Source organism: Tropicibacter sp. Alg240-R139 (assembly GCF_900537075.1).
Taxonomy (GTDB): domain Bacteria; phylum Pseudomonadota; class Alphaproteobacteria; order Rhodobacterales; family Rhodobacteraceae; genus Falsiruegeria.
In genome coordinates, this window is the sequence record NZ_UNRA01000001.1 from 1,260,337 (window position 1) to 1,279,684 (window position 19,348).

A 19,348-nucleotide genomic window follows, 5' to 3' on the forward strand; every position below is an offset into this window, starting at 1 on the left:
GCTCCTTTCGAGGTCGCCATGAAGTCACTGAAAAAACAACGTCGTATCCAAGTCATAGTCTTGGCTGTCGTGGCCCTTGTGGTCGCGACCGGCCTGATTGGTTATGCCATGCGCGACGGCATCAACTTCTTCCGCTCTCCCAGTCAGATCGCGGCTGAACCACCGCAACCGACCGAAGTGTTTCGGATCGGTGGGTTGGTCGAAGAAGGCAGCTTGCAACGCGGGCTCGGTGAAGTTGTGCGCTTTTCCGTGACGGATGGCGGGGCAACGATCCCAGTGGAGTTTTCAGGCGTTCTGCCCGATCTTTTCGCCGAAAATCAAGGTATGGTGGGTACTGGTTCTTATGTGAACGGTGTCTTCCAAGCTTCTGATATTTTGGCGAAACATGACGAAACGTATATGCCAAAAGAGGTCGTGGACGCTCTGAAGGAGCAGGGTGTATATCAGGGCGAAGACAGCTGAAGACAGCTGAAGACAGCTGTTGCAGCCAGTTTGCGGCACCCGAAATTGAAATTGAGAAAAAAGGGCGTTGCGCGGGCAGCGCCCTTTGGTTTTGGCGGCTGTTAACGCGATTGTGGCCTGATCCTCGCCGTTTCTGGTGAAGGTTTGGGTTGATGCAGACGGTACGACAGATTGCAGAAGACATCGTTGCCCGCGAGGGCGGCTATGTGAATGACCCCGATGATCCGGGCGGGGCGACGAAATTTGGTGTGACTATCCATACGATGCGCCGATTGGGCCTGGATTTGACAGGGGACGGGCGGATTTCTGTGGCGGATGTTAAAGCCCTGAGCCGCGATCAGGCGGTCGAGATATTTGCCGGTCACTACTTCGAACGTCCGCGGATCGACCGGTTGCCCGAGATTGTTCAGCCGTCGGTTTTTGACATGTACGTCAATGCCGGAGCAAACGCGGTTAAGATTCTTCAACAGTTGCTCAGGGACATGGGGTTCAACGTGTCCGTCGACGGCGCACTGGGGCCTCAGACCGAAGGGGCGGCCGAGCAGGCGGCGGAGCGGGGCGCGGTGGCCTTTCGGGATGCGTATGGCATCGCACGGCGGAACTACTATTTCCGGCTAGCTGATCGAAGGATTCAAAGCCGCAAGTACACGCGCACCCGACGCGGTGGCAAAGGCGGCTGGATCAAGCGGGCCGAAGAGTTCATTTCGCCCCGGTATCACCTGACGGATACAGAGTTTCAAGAAAGGGTCGCGGAATGGGGCTGATTTCGGGAGTAGTCGAGTTTCTGTTTGGTGGCGGACGCAACGTCGTGCGCGAAACAGCCGAGGTGTTTCGTGAAAACGCGGAAGCGGGGGCGCAACGGGCGCAATCGGTGCAAACGCAGTCCATGACCCAGTTCGGGGCCGAATTTGCAGTGCCGCGTCGCGGCATGTTTGACCGTTTCATGGATGGGCTGAACCGTCTGCCGCGCCCCGCACTGGCACTTGGTACATTGGGATTGTTTGTTTCGGCGATGGTGGACCCGTTGTGGTTTTCGGCTCGCATGCAAGGTATTGCGCTGGTGCCCGAGCCGCTGTGGTGGCTACTTGGCGTCATCGTGTCATTCTATTTTGGCGCGCGACATCAGACCAAGGTTCAGGATCTGCAACGTGACCTTGCTGATACAATGGCCCGTGCACCGCAGGTCATGGCCAACATCGTGGCTTTGGATCAGATGCGATCTGACGGCCCCGGCGTGGCAAATCCGACCAATGCCCCCCACACGATCGCCAAGGCCGTAACCCCGAGCGACAATCCAGCGCTGGAGGATTGGAAGGCGCTGCAACGCAAATCTGACTAGGCCGCGACACTATGCTCTGAGACCTCGCACAAAAGCGATTGGACCGCCACCTTTGGCAGTCTATACCGTTGGGCATGATTACAGAGCTTGGTCACTTCGCCCTCATCCTGGCCTTCATGGTCGCAATCGTACAGATGATCGTGCCGCTGATCGGCGCGCAGAAACGCTGGCCTGGATGGATGGCCGTGGCAGAGCCTGCGGCTAATGTTCAGTTCCTGTTGACGGGGTTTGCCTTCGCTGCCCTGATGTGGGCCTTTATCACATCTGATTTTTCGCTGCGGTTGGTGGTGTTGAACAGCCACTCCGCCAAACCGATGCTCTACAAGATCAGCGGCACCTGGGGAAACCACGAGGGGTCGATGTTGCTGTGGGTGCTGATCGTTACGCTTTTCGGTGCTATGGCGGCCTGGTTCGGTGGCAGCCTGCCACCTGGTTTGCGCGCGCGGGTGCTGAGTGTGCAGTCGGCCATTGCGGTGGCGTTTTTTGCCTTCATTCTGTTCACATCCAACCCGTTTTTGCGCATGGCGGTGCCGCCCTTTGACGGGCAGGATTTGAACCCTCTGTTGCAAGACCCTGGTTTGGCGTTTCACCCTCCGTTTCTTTACCTGGGATACGTTGGTTTGAGCATGTCGTTCTCGTTCGCCGTGGCTGCGCTGATTGAGGGCCGTGTTGATGCCGCTTGGGGGCGTTGGGTGCGCCCATGGACGCTTGCAGCCTGGGTGTTTCTGACCATTGGTATCGCGCTTGGATCGTGGTGGGCGTACTATGAATTGGGTTGGGGCGGATTCTGGTTCTGGGATCCGGTGGAAAACGCGTCATTCATGCCCTGGCTGCTGGCCGCTGCTTTGCTGCATTCCGCCATTGTCGTGGAAAAACGCGAAGCGTTGAAAAGCTGGACCATCCTATTGGCCATCTTGGCCTTTGGGTTCTCGCTTATCGGGACATTCATCGTGCGCTCGGGGCTTTTGACCTCGGTGCACGCATTTGCCAATGACCCCGAACGGGGGGTGTTCATCCTGATCATTCTGGCGGTCTTCACCGGCGGTGCTTTGACGCTTTTTGCCGCTCGAGCACAAGAGATGGAAGCCAAGGGTGTCTTTGGCATCGTCAGCCGTGAAAGTGCCTTGTTGACCAACAATATCCTGCTGGCAGTCAGCTGTTTTGTGGTTTTCTTTGGTACGCTTTGGCCCATCATAGCCGAGATGTTCTTTGATCGTAAGCTGTCGGTGGGACCACCGTTTTTCAATGCCGCCTTCACACCCTTCATGGTGTTGTTGGGTCTGATCCTTCCCGTGGGCTCGATGCTGCCGTGGAAACGCGGGCGTTTGGGGAGAGCGGCCTGGTCTCTGCGCTACGCCTTTGTTTTATCAGTGGCTTTGGCGCTTCTGGTCTGGACTATGCAGACCGGTCAAAGCGTTCTAGGACCGACAGGATTGTTCCTTGGCGCCTGGGTCGTCTCTGGTGCGGCCATGGACCTGTGGAGCCGTACCGGTCGTTCAGGTCGTTTGGGCCGATTGATGCGATTGCCACGCGCCGATTGGGGTAAAGCAACGGCGCATGCGGGTCTGGGCATCACCATCTTTGCCGTGGCAGGACTGACGGCATGGGAACAGGAAGATATCCGTGTTGTGCAATTCAACGAGCCGTTTGAGGTGGGTGAATACACATTGACACTCAAGAGGGTCGAGCGTGTGTCTGGGCCGAACTACATCTCGACCATGGGGTTTGTGCGCCTCGAAGAAGACGGGCACGAGATTGCCCTGCTGAGGCCTGAGAAACGGGATTACCCGGTGGCGCGCATGCCCACAACCGAGGCGGCGATCGACTATCGTTTGATGCGAGACGTCTATGTCGTGATCGGTGATCAACAGAATAATGGCGGCTGGACGGTGCGCACCTATATCAAACCGTTTGCCAACTGGATCTGGGGCGGATGTATCATGATGGCGCTTGGTGGCTTTATCAGCTTGTCGGATCGACGTTTCCGCGTGGCCGCCGGTGCTCGCAAGGCACCCGAAGGGGGAGTCCCTGCTGAATGACGCGCGTGCTTGTCCTTTGTGCTGCCTTGGTTGCCTTTCTGTTTGCACCGATTGCTGCATCGGCTGTGGAACCTGATGAGGTTCTGGATGATCCGGTGCTGGAGCAGCGCGCGCGCGATCTGAGCCAAGGGTTGCGCTGCCTAGTCTGCCGCAACGAGAGCATTGATGAAAGCAACGCCGATTTGGCGCGCGATCTGCGGTTGTTGGTGCGCGAACGGCTTGTGGCGGGCGATAGCGACGAAGACGCAATAGACTTCATTGTTGCCCGCTATGGTGAATATGTACTGCTGAAACCCACTGTTACGGGGGCCAATTGGCTGTTGTGGGCTGCAGGGCCGATCATGTTGTTGATCGCTGCAGGTGTTGGATTCATCTATCTGCGTGGGCGGTCACGGGCCGCACCCACGCCTGAAGAAAAGCTAAGCGACAGCGAAGTGGCGCGGTTGAAAGAAATTCTCGACGATTGACGCGCCGTCCTCCTTTTCACACGGGCGCGCTTGGGTCAGGCTGTGCCAAAACCTGCACAAGTGAAGGCTATAGTCATGGAATATCAAACCATCACGCTCGAAATCACTGACGGTCTGGCTGTTCTGACCCTCAATCGCCCTGAAAAGATGAACTCGCTCACTACGCAGATGCGGGCCGAGATCACCTATGCCATGCGCGAGGCTGCCAAGACGGCGCGCGCCATCGTGTTGACCGGGGCTGGCGGGGCCTTTTGCACGGGGCAGGATCTGGGTGACGCTGGTTCATCTGGCAAGATCGACCTCGAACGGACATTGCGCGACGAATACAATCCGATGCTTGAGGCGGTGTATGACTGCCCGGTACCGACAATTGCTGCTGTCAATGGCCCGGCCGCGGGTGCTGGTGCAAACCTCGCGCTTTGCGCCGATGTCGTGATCGCTACTGAAAGTGCATACTTCTTGCAAGCGTTTTCCCGTATCGGACTTATGCCTGACGCCGGTGGAACCTGGTTCATGCCACGTCAGATGGGGATGGCCAAAGCAATGGGGGCGGCACTGTTTGCTGACAAGATCTCTGCCCGTCAGGCCGATGATTGGGGCATGATTTGGGAAGCTGTCTCGGACGATACTTTTGATGCCCATTGGCGCAAGCGTGCGGCGAGCTTGGCGACGGGGCCAACAGCGGCCTATGGCGCGATCAAGACTGCGATCCGGGGCACGTTTGATAACAACTTGACGGATCAGCTGAATCGCGAGGCGCATTTGCAAGGCGAATGCGGCCGGACACGCGATTTTCAGGAGGGTGTTGTGGCCTTTACCCAAAAACGACCGGCCGAGTTCGAAGGCCGCTGAGGTCGGGCTGGGGCGCTGCCCCAGACCCCGGGATATTTTTGGCAAGAAGAATGAAGGGAGCGCCGCGTGACGCTCCCGTTTTTTTTGTTCAAGCGCGGCGGCGGCGGCGCGTGCGGCGTTCGGGTGCAGGCTCGTCACCTGTTCCATCGCTGGCCGACGTGAAAGGGCCGAGCGCTTCAGTGATTTGGTCCAGCGTGGGGCGGTCTCCACGCGGAGTCTCATCCAGAGCAGCGCGCATGGCGCGCAGATGATCGGGCATGGTACCACAGCAGCCGCCAATGACCTTTGCGCCCGAGTTGCGCGCCATCACAGCGTATTCACCCATCAGGTCCGGCGTGCCGTCATAGTGGATGTGACCGTCAACGTATTTCGGGATGCCGGCATTTCCCTTGGAGATGATAGGACGTTCTGTGCCTTGTGCGGCAAAGCCCAAAACAGTGCGCAGGATGTCGGACGCGCCGGTGCCGCAATTGGCGCCAAACGCTAGCGGCGCGTTGGGTAGTTTTTCGACCAGTTGAACTAGATCAGCCGAGGTCACGCCCATCATGGTGCGGCCCGCTGTATCAAAGCTCATGGTGCCGGCCCAAGGCATGTCCGCCAGGGCAAAGGCTTCGGCAGCTGCGCGGTATTCTTCGGGGGCCGAGATCGTCTCGAGCCACAGAATGTCAACGCCGCCCTCTTTCAGACCCTCGGCCTGTTCGTGGAACATCTCAACCGCGGCTGCGTGGCTCAACGAACCGACGGGCTCCATGATTTCACCTGTCGGGCCAACCGAGCCTGCAACGATGATCTTGCGACCTGCCTTGTCTGCAACCTCGCGTCCCAATTCAGCGCCCGCTCGGTTCAACTCACGCACGCGACCTTGGGCATCATGAAGTTTCAGGCGCGCTGAGGTGCCACCAAAAGTATTGGTCAGGAACATGTCGCTGCCCGCATCGACCGAGCCCTGATAGAGCGCGCGGATCTTGGCAGGCTCGTCTATGTTCCACAGTTCGGGCGCATCGCCGGACTGAAGGCCCATGTTGAACAGGTTGGTGCCGGTCGCGCCATCGGCAAGGATGACATCGTGGCTTTCCAGCATGGCGGAGAACGCATTGGTCATGGTCATGTTCCTGAAAAGAGGGGGCCGGAATCCAGGCCCGAAAATACAGACACCCCGTCTCTCATGAACGGGGTGTCAAATCAAATTCATAAAACTCATGAAGATCATGAGCCGGTGTCAGATGACGCGTCTTAGTCGGCTTCGCTCATGATCTGTGCCTGGGCTTCGGGCAGCAGCTCGGCCATCTTGGCGCGAATGGCGTCAGCGTCAGCGATGCCGTTCAAATCAGCCTCGACTTTGCGCACGACATCTTCGTGGCCAGCTTCTTCGAAATCCGACAGAACAACGGTTTTTGCATACTCGTCCGCATCTGCGCCGGATTTTCCCATCAGTTCGGCTGCCCAAAGACCCACCATCTTGTTGCGGCGTGCGACTGCTTTGAATTGCATCTCTTCATCATGCGCGAACTTGTTTTCAAACGCATTTTCACGATCGTCGAATGTGCTCATTGGGTAGGCCCTTTTGTCAGTAAAACCGTTGATCAACATATGACGCCGGACAATCATATCTGCAAGAGGGCGCGCCCAACTTGCGACACTGCGGCGCTTGCACTATGAGAGCCCCAAAGCGGGGGGACTCATTTCCCCACACATCCTGGAAAGGTTGCCCATGGCACGTCGCAAGAAGATCTACGAAGGCAAAGCCAAAACCCTGTATGAAGGTCCCGAGCCGGGCACCATCGTACAGTACTTCAAGGATGACGCCACCGCATTTAATGCCGAGAAAAAAGACGTGATCGACGGCAAGGGGGTTCTGAACAACCTGCTGAGCGAATACTTCATGGTGGGTTTGGGGCAGGTTGGCGTGCCGACGCACTTCCTCAAGCGCCTCAACATGCGCGAGCAACTGGTGCGCTCGTGTGAAATCGTGCCACTGGAAGTGATCGTGCGCAACTATGCGGCGGGCACCATGTCCAAGCGTCTTGGCATCGATGAGGGCACGCAGCTGCCGCGCCCGATTGTTGAATACTGTTACAAGGACGATAGCCTTGGTGATCCGCTGGTCACCGAAGAGCACATTGCCGCCTTTGGGTGGGCCAGCCAGCAGGACATGGACGACATCCTGAGCCTGGCGCTGCGTGTGAACGATTTCCTGTCGGGCATCATGTACGGCGTTGGCATCAAGCTGGTCGATTTCAAAATTGAAATTGGCCGCATCTATGATGGCGATTTCCAGCGTCTTGTGGTTGCTGACGAGATCAGCCCGGACAGCTGCCGCTTGTGGGACATGGAGACCAACCAAAAGCTGGACAAGGACGTGTTCCGCCGCGATTTGGGTAGCCTGACGGATGCCTATTCCGAAGTGGCACGCCGTTTGGGCCTGATGCCGAACAATCCGGCCTCGATCACCAAGCCGACACTGATCAACTGAACTTTTCGCCTCGTTGAGGCGACGAACGAGACAACAAGATGAAGCCTGAACAAGGGTTTCGAACCTGAGCCAAAGGACGACGCGACATGAAAGCACGGGTGCATGTAATGCTGAAAAACGGGGTTCTGGACCCGCAGGGTGAGGCCGTGCGCCACGCGTTGGGTGCCATGGGCTTTGACAAGGTCGAAGGCGTGCGTCAGGGCAAGGTGATTGACCTGGACTTGGTCGACGGCGCAACCGAAGCGGATGTGACGGACATGTGCGAAAAACTGCTGGCCAACACCGTGATCGAATCCTACAGCATCGAGATGCAGGGATGAAGGCGGCGGTTGTAGTCTTCCCGGGTTCGAACTGTGACCGCGATCTGGCGGTTGCGTTTGAGCAGGCGGGTTTTGATGTCTCGATGGTCTGGCACAAGGACGACGCTTTGCCCGAAGGCATGGATATCGTTGGCGTGCCGGGCGGGTTTTCGTATGGCGACTACCTGCGCTGCGGCGCGATAGCTGCGCAATCGCCGATTTGCAAAGCTGTGGCTGCGCATACCGAACGTGGCGGTTATGCATTCGGGGTTTGCAACGGATTTCAGGTGCTGACCGAGACCGGCATCCTGCCCGGCGCGCTGCTGCGCAATGCAGGGTTGAAATACATCTGCAAGACCGTCGGCCTGAAAGTTGAAACCAGCGACAGCGCCTTTACCGAAGGCTACAACGCGGGCGATGTGATCGGCATTCCGATCGCGCACCACGACGGCAACTACTTTGCCGATGACGAAACGCTAGCGGCGCTGCGTGATCAGGACCGGATCGCCTTCACCTACGCTGAGAACCCCAATGGCTCCCGCGATGACATCGCAGGCATCCTGTCAGAAAACCGTCGCGTGCTTGGTATGATGCCACACCCGGAACGGGCGGCGGACGAAGGCCATGGCGGCACTGACGGAACAGCGCTCTTTCGCGCATTGGCGGGCGTGCTGACGCCGGCTTGACTTGAGTAGATGGCCCCGTGCGCGTAGCGTGGGGCCATGAACACCACCCTAGGGAAAACAACGGAACCTGCATTGGCTTGGCCCAGATCCACAGCGGTCAGTTGGCGCGTCCGGCTGGCTTTGGTTGTTTTGCTGGTGGTGGCGACAGCAACGGTTTGGGTGACCAACCGCCTGCTGACCGACCGTTTCACCGAAAGCACCCGTAACCGGGCCGAGCTGCGCCTAACGCTGTATTCCGGCAACTTGCTGAGCGAGCTGCGCCGCAACGCCATCGTGCCGCAATTGTTGGCGCGGGACCCAACGCTGATCTCGGCGTTGCAATCCAACGATTTCAGCCGTTCGACCCAACGGCTTATCTCCTTTGTCGAAGAGATCGGGGCCGCGTCCCTGATGCTGCTTGATGCGGACGGTCGAACCGTGGCCGCAACTGACCGCAACCGACTGGGTGAACAGCATCGGGGCGAGGCGCATTTTGTCGATGCGATCCGCGCCAATGCGACTGTGTTCACAGTGCTCCAGCGCGAAGCAGGCGGATACAGTTTCACTTATGCGCGGCGACTTGAAGATGGGTCCGAGGTTCTGGGTGTTATCGTGGTCGAAGTTGATCTGGCCAAGTTTGAACGGGCCTGGGCCGGGATTTCGGACGCAGTGATGGTGACTGACAGTACTGGTTCCATCATTCTGGCGACCGAACCTCGTTGGCGCGGGTTGAACGAAGACGAAGCACTGCAACGTCAGACCCCGCAAGGCGCTATTCAGCGCGCTATTCGGGTCACGGCGGATTGGACCGCACTGCCGGCCGACGCATATCTGCAGGGTGAAGCGGTGATGCGGATGGAAAGCCGCATTCCGTTCCGCGGCTGGCAGATGACGTCTTTTACCACCTATGCCTCGATCCGCGAGCGGGTGAACGGGGTGCTGGCGCTGGAAATCATGGGATTCGCGATTCTGCTGGCCCTGGCGTTTTATGCGCTCAGCCGAAAGACGGCCGTGCGCATGGCCTTGTTCCAGCGAGAGTCGGCAGAGCTTCGCGCATTGAACGCACGCCTACAGCGGGAAATTGCTGAACGGGAGCGGGTTCAAAAGACCCTGGAAGTGGCTGAACAAAGCCTTGCCCAAAGCTCCAAACTCGCTGCTTTGGGCGAGATGTCAGCGGCCGTGAGCCACGAGTTGAACCAGCCGCTTGCGGCGATGAAAACCTATCTGGCGGGCGCCCGTCTGCTGCTGCGTCGAAACCGTCCAGAAGAGGCGCTGGCAAGCTTTGGACGGATCGACAGTCTGATCGAACGTATGGGCGGCATCACCCGGCAACTCAAGTCTTATGCCCGCAAGGGAGGGGACATGCTTTCGCCTGTAAACGTGGGGGATGCGCTTGCCGCGAGCTTGTCGATGATGGAGCCGCAGTTGCGTCAACGTCAGGTTCAAATCACCCAAATCCTGCCCGATGATCAGGTGCAGGTCATGGGGGACCGCCTGCGGATCGAGCAGGTGATGGTGAACCTCTTGCGCAACGCGCTCGACGCCACCAAATCAGTACGAGACCCTGAGGTGGAAATCATTCTGGCCGCAGGGGAAACCGCGACGCTGACCGTACGCGACAATGGCCAGGGGATCGAAGATTTTGATGCCCTGTTCGAGCCGTTCTACACCACCAAGCAGCCAGGTGATGGTGTGGGTCTGGGGCTTGCCATCTCGTCCGGGATCGTAAACGACCTTGGGGGGCGCCTGACGGCGCGTAACGGACAAAACGGCGGCGCGGTCTTTGAAATGCAGCTGCCGATTTTAGAGGACGGCCTTGAAGCCGCGGAATGACGAGGTATCAGTATGGCACAGGCCATGAAAATCGCGATTGTCGACGACGAACAGGATATGCGCCAATCCATCAGTCAGTGGTTGGCCCTGTCGGGATATGACACCGAAACCTTTGGCAGCGCCGAAGAGGCGCTCAAGGTGCTGGGACCGGATTACCCTGGAATCGTGATTTCGGACATCAAGATGCCCGGAATCGACGGGATGCAGTTCCTCAAGAAACTTATGGGCTCTGACAGCACACTGCCGGTAATCATGATCACCGGCCATGGTGACGTACCGATGGCGGTCGAGGCGATGCGCGTCGGCGCTTTTGATTTCCTTGAAAAACCGTTCAATCCCGACCGCATGTCCGAATTGGCCAAACGTGCCACCAATGCGCGGCGTTTGACGTTGGACAACCGGGCATTGCGGCGCGAGCTGAGTGATGGCACCCAACTGATGAATAAACTCATCGGCGCCAGCCCGGTGATGGAGCGGTTGAAAGAAGATATTCTGGATCTGGGGCAGGCCGATGGCCATGTTCTGATCGATGGCGAAACCGGCACTGGCAAGACGCTCGTGGCCCATGCGCTGCATGCCGTTGGCAGCCGGGCAGGCAAGAGATTTGTTCTGGTGTCTTGTGGCGCGCTGGAGGAAGAGGCCTTGGCCAAACGCCTCTTTGGTCCAATGCTGCCCGAGGATACGCAATTGCCGGCCGTCGAAGAGGCGCGCGGTGGGACATTGGTGCTGGAAGACATCGAAGCGCTGAGCGATACGCTGCAGGCCCGCCTGCTGAACGTGATCAACGAACAAGGCACGCCTGCCGAAACCCGGATCATCGCGATTTCGAACCTTCAAGAAGCTGGTCGCACGTGCGAGGATGCCCTGCGACCGGATCTGTTCTATCGTCTGGCCGCCCTGCGCATCACCATGCCGCCCCTGCGCCAACGAGGCGAGGATATTCTGTCGCTCTTCACCCGTCTGAGCGAGCAGTTCGCTGATGAATACGGCTGTGAGGCACCACAGGTGTCTGCTCAAGAAGCTGCACAATTGTTGCAAGCACCATGGCCGGGCAACGTACGCCAGTTGATCAACATCGCGGAACGGGCGGTGCTGCAGGCGCGGCGCGGCTCGGGCACGATTGCCTCGCTTCTGATGTCGGATCACGAGGAAATGCAACCGGTGATGACAACCGAAGGCAAGCCCCTAAAAGAGTATGTCGAGGCATTCGAGCGTATGCTGATCGACAACACTATGCGCCGCCACAAAGGGTCGATCGCCAGCGTAATGGACGAGCTCTGCCTGCCGCGCCGAACCCTGAACGAAAAGATGGCCAAATACGGCCTGCAACGGTCAGATTACTTGTGATTGAACAAGAGGGGGCCAGCCCCCTCTGCCGCCCGTGGTGGCATTCCTCCCCGGGAATATTTCAGCACGAAGATGGCTGAAGGTCTGCGCATTATCGGGAAAACTGGTGAAGACGCTTTGACCTATTGTCTTTTCCACAGGTCTGCCTTTATGTTGTCGGGACGGGCTGCGCGTATCGCGCGTTGTAAGACCCTGATTTGAGATTCGCTGTCTGATCGACTGCGGCAAGACGCCCCGAAGATCCGACAGACCGATTGAGCCCTGAAAAGGGCGCTGTAGTGCCTTCGCCCCAACGTGGGCGAAAGGAATAAATGGGCAGGTGCCAGGGACAGACCCGGCCTGTCGGAGAAGAACCGCGATGACGCGCGCGCAAGTTTCGAGAGTTCGGGCAGGGGGCCAATTGGCCAGACCCTGCCGCGCGCCGTTCCATATCGCCCCTACAAGCCATCTCCCCAATCTCACTGGACCGCCTGGACAGGTCAGGTGCGGTCGATTGCGGCGGTGCACCAAGGTAACATGGCAAAGAAAATGCTCATTGATGCCACCCACGCAGAGGAAACTCGCGTCGTGGTGGTCGACGGAAACAAGGTCGAGGAGTTCGATTTTGAATCCGAAAACAAACGCCAGCTTGCTGGCAACATCTATCTCGCAAAGGTAACCCGGGTCGAGCCGTCGCTGCAGGCGGCTTTTGTGGACTATGGCGGAAACCGTCATGGGTTTCTGGCGTTCTCGGAGATTCATCCAGACTATTATCAGATTCCGGTCGCTGACCGCGAAGCTCTGATGGAAGAAGAGCGCGCCTATGCAGAATCTATGAAGGCGCGGGACGAGGAAGACGAACCCAAGCCCAAACGTAAATCCCGGTCGCGATCAAAATCCAAGGCGGCCAAAGTAACATCCGGGGACGCGGTCGAAACCAAAGAGGTCGAAGCCGAAATCAGCGGCATGGAAACCATCGATCTGACCGACGAGTCGGATGAGGTCGAAGTGATGGATACGCTTGAGGGCAGCTCGCCCATGGAGCAGGTGACTGATACCCCTGTTGCAGAGCCAGAAGACATCGCACGTGATGCGACCGTTGAACCCGCTGTTGCGGTTGAAGACGTTGCCGAAGCGGATCCGGCGGAGACCCAAGACCTATCGGCCGAAGATGCTGAAGCACCCAAAGCTGATATAGACGCGTCGCAGGCCTCTGCTGCGCAACCTGAAGCGCTTGTGGCCGAAGACGTTAAAACAGAAGCAGAAGAAGCCACTGTTGAAGCAACGGAAGAAACCCAGGACGACGGCGAGGAAGAGACCGCGCGCAATACCGACGCGACCTCGAAAGATGACAGCATCGAATCCGTGGCCGATGAAGACGACAGCGATGATATCCGGCCGCCGCGCAAGCCGCGCCCGCGTCGCTACAAGATCCAAGAGGTCATCAAAGTCCGTCAGGTCCTGCTGGTGCAGGTTGTCAAAGAAGAGCGCGGCAACAAGGGCGCGGCCCTGACCACGTATCTGTCGCTAGCAGGTCGCTATTGCGTCCTGATGCCTAACACCGCCCGCGGCGGTGGCATCAGCCGTAAGATCACCAACGTTGCCGACCGCAAGAAGCTGAAAGAGATCGCTGCTGAAATTGACGTGCCCACCGGCGCGGGCCTTATCGTGCGCACCGCAGGTGCCAAACGCACAAAGGCCGAGATCAAGCGCGACTATGAATACCTGCAACGTCTGTGGGAACAGATCCGCGAACTGACGCTCAAGTCGATAGCGCCTGCCAAGATCTATGAAGAAGGCGACCTGATCAAACGCTCGATCCGCGATCTTTATAACCGCGAGATTGACGAAGTGTTTGTCGAAGGCGAGCGTGGCTATCGCATCGCCAAAGACTTCATGAAAATGATCATGCCATCTCACGCTAAGAACGTGAAAAGGTACGGTGACTCGCTGCCGTTGTTTGCGCGCTACCAGGTGGAAAGCTACTTGGCAGGTATGTTCAACCCGACCGTTCAGCTGAAATCGGGTGGGTACATTGTCATCGGCGTGACCGAAGCATTGGTTGCCATTGACGTGAACTCTGGCCGTGCCACCAAGGAAGGTTCGATCGAGGAGACTGCCACTAAGACCAATCTGGAGGCCGCCGAAGAAGTGGCCCGCCAGCTGCGTCTGCGCGACCTGGCCGGCCTGATTGTCATCGACTTCATCGATATGGACGAGCGCAAGAACAACGCTGCCGTCGAAAAGCGGATGAAGGACAAGCTGAAAACCGATCGCGCGCGCATCCAGGTGGGTCGCATCTCGGGCTTTGGCCTGATGGAGATGAGCCGTCAGCGTTTGCGCCCTGGCATGCTCGAAGCTACGACACAGCCGTGCCCCTCGTGCCATGGTACCGGCCTAATCCGATCGGACGACAACATGGCGCTGTCGATCCTGCGTCAGATCGAAGAAGAAGGCACCCGCCGACGCTCGCGCGAGGTTTTGGTGCGTTGCCCGGTGAATATCGCCAACTTCCTGATGAACCAAAAACGCGAACACATCGCCCAGATCGAAGCGCGATATGGCCTGTCCGTGCGCATCGAAGGCGACGTGCACTTGGTCAGCCCCGACTTCTCACTTGAGAAGTTCAAGACTGCGACCCGAACTGTGCCCGAGGCAACAGCACCCGTGGTGTCAGTGGACACGTCGCTGATGGATCAGATCGACGCGGACGAGGCCGACGAAGTGGACGAGGTGGACGAAGTCGAAGCTGAGGTCGAGAGTGTCGAAGTCGCTGAAGCGGACGATGATAAACCCAAGCGCAAGCGCCGCCGTCGCCGTCGCCGTCGTGGTGGAAACGGAGGTGATCAGGCACAGCATCAGTCTGAAGGTGACGAGAGCGACGAGGCGGAAGCTAAGGTGGATGGCGAAGGCCCTGCCGACGCTGTGAATCCTTCTAAAAGTGAGCAGGATGATCCGGCAGCCGCAGACGTATCCGAGGATGCGCCTAAGCCAAAGCGCCGTCGTCGTACCCGCAAGAAGGCCGAAGACGCCGCGGTTGACGTACCGGCTGGCGAAGGCAGCGAAACTACGCCTGCCGATGGGGATGCCGTCGCTGATGGGGAAGAAGAGCCCAAGAAAGAGGCCAAACCCAAACGGCGCCGCACCCGTAAGAAGGCCGAAGCTGTTGCCGATGACGCGGCACCAATAGCTTTGGTTGACGACGCTCGGGCGGATACATCTGACGAACCCGCTGTAGTAACCGAAGAGCCCGAAGCGCTGATTGAGGTTGCTGAGGAGCCGGTGACCGAAGCCACCGAAGCAAAGCCTGCCGAAGAGGCTGTGGATGAGCAATCGGTCGAAGCACCTGCAGTTGAAGAGGTAATTCCAGAGCCTGACGCACAGGATCAAGAGGTGGTTGCCATTGTGGAAGAGGCGGCTGAAGCCCAGGTAGAAGAACCGCGTCCCGAACCGGTTCTGGAAACCGTGGCTGAAGAACCAGCACTTACGCCTAAACCTGCGGAGCCGCCTAAGCCGAAGAAACGGGGCTGGTGGTCGATCGGCAGCTAAGTGTTAAGATGATCAACGAAAAGCGGGCCTTCTGGCCCGCTTTTTCATTTTCGCTCGATCACATAAACCTGATGGTTATCAGTTTCGGACTGGGACACTAGGCGATGGCCGCTTTCAGTGCAGAAATGCGGCACGTCGATCACCGCCGCAGGATCATCGGCCAACAGGCGCAATTGCGACCCAGGAGCCATGGATTTCAACCGTTTGCGGGCCTTGAGGACGGGTAAGGGACACAAAAGCCCCAGGGCGTCGAGCGTATCGGATTCATCAGTCATATACGTGAGATATTCCGCTTGTTCACGGCTGTCCACACACTCACCACGAGGATGTGACCGGATGGCCTCGTGACGAGGCCTTTGGGATGGCTTAAGTGCTTAGTCATGTTCGGAATTGAGATCATCGACGCGGGCCTGATTCCCGCCATGACAGTGGCCCTGTTTGGTGGGGTCATTAGCTTTTTATCGCCTTGTGTCCTGCCCATTGTGCCACCGTATCTGGCGTATATGAGCGGCGTTACAATCAACGAGATGCAGGATGAGGCGCGAGCGCGTCGAAAGGCCACGATCGCAGCACTATTTTTTGTGCTGGGTTTGTCTACGGTCTTTCTCCTGTTGGGTTTCACCGCGTCGGCCTTCGGTGCTTTTGTCCTGCAGAACCAAGAGCTTTTCACCAAGTTTTCGGGCGGCGTTGTGATCATCTTCGGTTTGCATTTTCTGGGGGTTTTCCGAATTTCGATCCTGGATCGCGAGGCGCGCATGGAAACAGGTGACGCGGGTGGATCGAGCTTTGGGGCCTATGTTCTGGGCCTCGCCTTTGCCTTTGGTTGGACGCCCTGCATTGGTCCGCAATTGGGCGCGATCCTGTCTTTGGCTGCGTCCGAGGCTTCGGTTGCACGAGGCACCTTGTTGCTTGGAGTTTACGCCGCAGGTCTTGGCATTCCGTTTTTGCTGGCTGCGATGTTCCTCAATCGCTCTATGCGGTTGATGAACAAGATCAAGCCGCATATGGGCACAATCGAAAAGGTGATGGGCGGACTATTGTTGGTGGTCGGCGTGATGCTGGTGACCGGCGCATTCACACAGTTCAGTTGGTGGCTTTTGGAAACCTTTCCTGGTTTGGCTCTGTTGGGCTGAGTGCGGCTGAAGATCTCGAAGCGCTCCCGCCCGTCGTCAATGTTTCTTACGAAACACCTCCTCCCGTTGGGCCGGGCACTGGGCAAAGCCCAGTGCCCGGCCCAAAAGCCGCTAGCGAAGCCGACGAAGTCGGGATCGCTCGGGTGCGGGAGCTCCTCCGGTCAACTGCGACCCACCAAGTGGCTGTGTTTTGATGGGCGCAAAATGCTGTAATCTTGCCGTAAAGATGGGTTATGCTTCGGCGCAAGAGGTCAGAGCATGAGCAGTCCAGTGCCCCAGATTCAGGTGCGTCGCCGCCGGGTGTTCTACATCCCTGGCTACGATCCCATTCACCCGCGTCGCTACCGCGAGTTATACCGCAAGGAAGGCGTCCTGCAGGCGCGAATATCGGGCTATGAGGTCAATCTCAAACCAAAGACGACCAAAGGGGGTCCGTATGGCTGGCATGTGGTGTCGACCCAGGCCGAGAAAGACGTCGCCGCAGATATCGACGTTCTGGTCTGGTCTGATATTGTGCGCGATAGCATGTCCTCGACCATTCCAGCGACGTATTTGCAGTTGGTACTAACAGCTTGGACATACATCATGTCCGGCACGTTGTGGCGGCTGATGAAACTGCGCAAGGGACCCGTAATCGCAGCACTTTATCCGGTTGGGATGTTGTTGCTGCAATTGCTGCTCGCGGTACTTCTGGGTTGGGGGGTGGCCAGCTCTGTCATGCTTTTGGATGACCATGTGCCAAAGCTTGCACTGCGATTTGCAGCGCTTTTTCTGGGTCTTGGTGCAGGCATTGCAGTGCTGCGTTGGTTTCGGGCGCGGGACGGCAAATTGTTTGCCTACTACTTGATGCACGACTATGCCTATTCGGCGAAATCAGCCGGCGCCAACCCACCCGAGCTGGAAGCGCGGATCGCGGAGTTCACCGATCTGGTGGCCGAAGCCGTGCAGAGTGACGTGGACGAAGTTCTGATTGTCGGCCATTCCTCTGGCGCGCATGTGGGCGTCTCGGTGCTTGCTGATCTGATCCGGCAAGGCCGGGTAACTGCAGATGGACCTGCGCTTGGGTTCCTGTCGCTGGGGCAAGTGGTGCCGATGGTGTCTTTCTTGCCTGATGCCACACGCTTGCGAACCGACCTGCAATATCTCTCGACCCGGGACGAGTTGGCCTGGATTGACGTTTCGGCGCCGGGGGACGGTTGCGCCTTTGCGCTGTGTGACCCGGTTACGGTGAGCGGGGTGGCACCCGAGGGCAAGCGCTGGCCGCTGGTCTTCTCTGCCGCCTTCACTCAAACTCTTTCACCTGAACGTTGGGCAGAACTGCGTTGGCGATTCTTTCGCCTGCATTTTCAGTACCTCTGCGCATTCGACCGGCCTGGCGATTACGACTATTTTCGCATCACGGCCGGTCCGCTGACCTTGGCCGAACGATACCACGATCGAGCCCCGTCCAAATCGCGCATTGAAGTGGCGGTGTCCAAATACACTGCGGTAGCAGCTCCATGATCCCGCCGAAACCGCCAGCTCGTCCTGACAAAGTCTCACTCCGCCAGTACATGCGCCTGTTTCGCCAGGACATTCTATCGGCGCAACCTGCGCGTCTGTATCGCGCGTGGATGGCCGAGTTTAAGACGCCGTTCTTTCGATCATACCTGATGAACCAGCCCGAATTGGTGGACGAGGTTCTGAAAGCGCGCCCTGATGACTTTCCCAAGTCCAGCCGCATCAGCGAAGGGTTGCGGCCCCTGTTAGGGGACTCGGTATTTCTGACCAATGGCGAAACTTGGAAGCGCCAACGTCGCATTATTGATCCGGCCTTTGAGGGTGGCCGACTACGAGATACCTTTCCGGCTATGTGGCAGGCGGCAGAGGCTTGTGTGGCACGTATTCAAGGGCAATCCGGACAGGTGGTTGAGGTCGAAGAAATCACGAGCCATGCCGCCGCTGACGTGATTTTTCGAACACTTTTTTCACTGCCCATCGAACATGAAGTGGCCAGCCAGGTGTTTCATCAGTTCCGTGCTTATCAGCGGGAACAACCTATCCTGAACATCGCCGCTTTCATCTCGCTGCCACGCTGGATGCCCCGATTTCACTCGCGCCGAACTAAAGCCACTGCCAAAGTAATCCGCACGCTGATCACCCAACTGACGACCGAACGGATGGCGCAGATCGGAGCGGGAACTGCGCCAGACGATCTGGCGACCAAGATCATGACCACGGCGGACCCGCAGACAGGTGAGCGATTCAGCACACAGGAAATGGTTGATCAGGTCGCGATCTTTTTTCTGGCTGGCCATGAAACCAGCGCCTCAGCTTTAGCTTGGACACTTTACCTGATGGCACTTTATCCTGAGTGGCAGGAGAAACTGGCAGAAGAGGCGCAAGTTCTGCACGATCCTAATTTCTCGGTCATGTCTAAACTCCGCCTCAGCCGCGATGTGTTTCGCGAGGCTTTGCGCCTGTATCCGCCAGTCCCGATGATGGTGCGCCAAGCCACGTGCCCGGAACGGTTTCGGGATCGCGACGTGCCCAAAGGCTCGCAGATCGTGCTCAGCCCCTGGCACCTCCACCGGCACGAACGGTTGTGGGACAACCCCGATGGCTTTGATCCGACTCGGTGGGCCACAGAGAACGGCAAGAAATGCCAGCGAGAAGCCTATATGCCGTTTTCGGCGGGCGCCCGTGTTTGCACCGGGGCAGGATTCGCCATGATCGAGGGGCCACTGATCCTGTCGATGATCCTGCAGGCCTATCGTGTGGAACGGATCGAAGGCCGCGACCCGGTCCCGGTGGCCCATCTAACGGTGCGTTCAAAAGACGGCATCTGGCTGCGTCTTGTCCGGCGCTAACAATCTACCATCCGTCAATCGCTTGCTGTATGCGAGGCAGGACGTGGAATCAATTTACGGGA

General features: G+C 58.1%; 18 protein-coding genes. 15 read left to right on the forward strand and 3 right to left on the reverse strand.

Annotated elements, in window-relative coordinates; translation table 11 throughout:
- The first annotated feature begins 18 nt into the window (after positions 1-18).
- From ccmE to G6R15_RS06085, 6 genes are all read left to right on the forward strand, one after another.
- The gene (ccmE, locus tag G6R15_RS06060) at positions 19-462 is read left to right on the forward strand and encodes a cytochrome c maturation protein CcmE (RefSeq protein WP_164658892.1); all 444 of its coding nucleotides are present in this window, start codon (positions 19-21) and stop codon (positions 460-462) included.
- A gap of 152 nt (positions 463-614) precedes the next feature.
- Complete coding sequence (locus G6R15_RS06065; protein WP_164658893.1) at positions 615-1,226, forward strand: holin-associated N-acetylmuramidase; 612 nt, start codon at positions 615-617, stop codon at positions 1,224-1,226.
- Positions 1,217-1,801: a holin family protein gene (locus G6R15_RS06070; RefSeq protein ID WP_164658894.1), complete on the forward strand. Its 585-nt coding sequence runs from the start codon at positions 1,217-1,219 to the stop codon at positions 1,799-1,801. The genes G6R15_RS06065 and G6R15_RS06070 overlap by 10 nt, the downstream gene beginning before the upstream one ends.
- Before the next feature lie 74 nt (positions 1,802-1,875).
- Entirely contained in the window at positions 1,876-3,840 is a 1,965-nt protein-coding gene (locus tag G6R15_RS06075) for a heme lyase CcmF/NrfE family subunit (RefSeq protein ID WP_164658895.1), read from the forward strand.
- The gene (locus G6R15_RS06080; protein WP_164658896.1) at positions 3,837-4,307 is read left to right on the forward strand and encodes a cytochrome c-type biogenesis protein; all 471 of its coding nucleotides are present in this window, start codon (positions 3,837-3,839) and stop codon (positions 4,305-4,307) included. The genes G6R15_RS06075 and G6R15_RS06080 overlap by 4 nt, the downstream gene beginning before the upstream one ends.
- Before the next feature lie 75 nt (positions 4,308-4,382).
- Positions 4,383-5,159: an enoyl-CoA hydratase-related protein gene (locus G6R15_RS06085; RefSeq protein ID WP_164658897.1), complete on the forward strand. Its 777-nt coding sequence runs from the start codon at positions 4,383-4,385 to the stop codon at positions 5,157-5,159.
- Positions 5,160-5,247: 88 nt separating this feature from the next.
- Here the strand turns inward: G6R15_RS06085 and bmt are convergent, their stop codons facing one another.
- Both bmt and G6R15_RS06095 read right to left on the reverse strand, forming a co-directional pair.
- Positions 5,248-6,261: a betaine--homocysteine S-methyltransferase gene (gene bmt / locus G6R15_RS06090; RefSeq protein WP_164658898.1), complete on the reverse strand. Its 1,014-nt coding sequence runs from the start codon at positions 6,259-6,261 to the stop codon at positions 5,248-5,250.
- A gap of 131 nt (positions 6,262-6,392) precedes the next feature.
- Positions 6,393-6,710: a DUF1476 domain-containing protein gene (locus G6R15_RS06095; RefSeq protein WP_164658899.1), complete on the reverse strand. Its 318-nt coding sequence runs from the start codon at positions 6,708-6,710 to the stop codon at positions 6,393-6,395.
- Positions 6,711-6,870: 160 nt separating this feature from the next.
- On the opposite strand from G6R15_RS06095, the gene purC reads away from it, so the two are divergent.
- The 6 genes from purC to G6R15_RS06125 all read left to right on the forward strand — a co-directional run bounded on the left by purC (position 6,871) and on the right by G6R15_RS06125 (position 15,304).
- Positions 6,871-7,632 carry a phosphoribosylaminoimidazolesuccinocarboxamide synthase gene (gene purC, locus G6R15_RS06100; RefSeq protein ID WP_164658900.1) on the forward strand — a complete coding sequence of 254 codons (762 nt, stop codon included), beginning with the start codon at positions 6,871-6,873 and terminating at the stop codon, positions 7,630-7,632.
- Positions 7,633-7,718: 86 nt separating this feature from the next.
- Entirely contained in the window at positions 7,719-7,952 is a 234-nt protein-coding gene (purS, locus tag G6R15_RS06105) for a phosphoribosylformylglycinamidine synthase subunit PurS (protein WP_164658901.1), read from the forward strand.
- The gene (gene purQ, locus G6R15_RS06110; RefSeq protein ID WP_164658902.1) at positions 7,949-8,617 is read left to right on the forward strand and encodes a phosphoribosylformylglycinamidine synthase subunit PurQ; all 669 of its coding nucleotides are present in this window, start codon (positions 7,949-7,951) and stop codon (positions 8,615-8,617) included. The genes purS and purQ overlap by 4 nt, the downstream gene beginning before the upstream one ends.
- Positions 8,618-8,653: 36 nt before the next feature.
- Positions 8,654-10,429, forward strand: coding sequence for an ATP-binding protein (locus tag G6R15_RS06115; protein ID WP_164658903.1), 1,776 nt, complete (start codon positions 8,654-8,656; stop codon positions 10,427-10,429).
- 12 nt (positions 10,430-10,441) lie between these two features.
- Positions 10,442-11,776: a sigma-54 dependent transcriptional regulator gene (locus G6R15_RS06120; RefSeq protein WP_164658904.1), complete on the forward strand. Its 1,335-nt coding sequence runs from the start codon at positions 10,442-10,444 to the stop codon at positions 11,774-11,776.
- A gap of 516 nt (positions 11,777-12,292) precedes the next feature.
- Positions 12,293-15,304: a ribonuclease E/G gene (locus G6R15_RS06125; protein WP_164658905.1), complete on the forward strand. Its 3,012-nt coding sequence runs from the start codon at positions 12,293-12,295 to the stop codon at positions 15,302-15,304.
- A 44-nt stretch (positions 15,305-15,348) separates the two neighbouring features.
- Here the strand turns inward: G6R15_RS06125 and G6R15_RS06130 are convergent, their stop codons facing one another.
- On the reverse strand, positions 15,349-15,579 hold the full coding sequence (locus G6R15_RS06130; RefSeq protein ID WP_164658906.1) for a sulfurtransferase TusA family protein: 231 nt from the start codon (positions 15,577-15,579) through the stop codon (positions 15,349-15,351).
- 105 nt (positions 15,580-15,684) lie between these two features.
- On the opposite strand from G6R15_RS06130, the gene G6R15_RS06135 reads away from it, so the two are divergent.
- From G6R15_RS06135 to G6R15_RS06145, 3 genes are all read left to right on the forward strand, one after another.
- Positions 15,685-16,437, forward strand: a complete 753-nt coding sequence (locus tag G6R15_RS06135) for a cytochrome c biogenesis CcdA family protein (RefSeq protein WP_164658907.1) — start codon at positions 15,685-15,687, stop codon at positions 16,435-16,437.
- Between the two features lie 258 nt (positions 16,438-16,695).
- On the forward strand, positions 16,696-17,940 hold the full coding sequence (locus G6R15_RS06140) for a hypothetical protein (protein ID WP_164658908.1): 1,245 nt from the start codon (positions 16,696-16,698) through the stop codon (positions 17,938-17,940).
- On the forward strand, positions 17,937-19,286 hold the full coding sequence (locus G6R15_RS06145; RefSeq protein ID WP_164658909.1) for a cytochrome P450: 1,350 nt from the start codon (positions 17,937-17,939) through the stop codon (positions 19,284-19,286). Before G6R15_RS06140 ends, G6R15_RS06145 begins: the two co-directional genes overlap by 4 nt.
- Positions 19,287-19,348 lie beyond the last annotated feature (62 nt).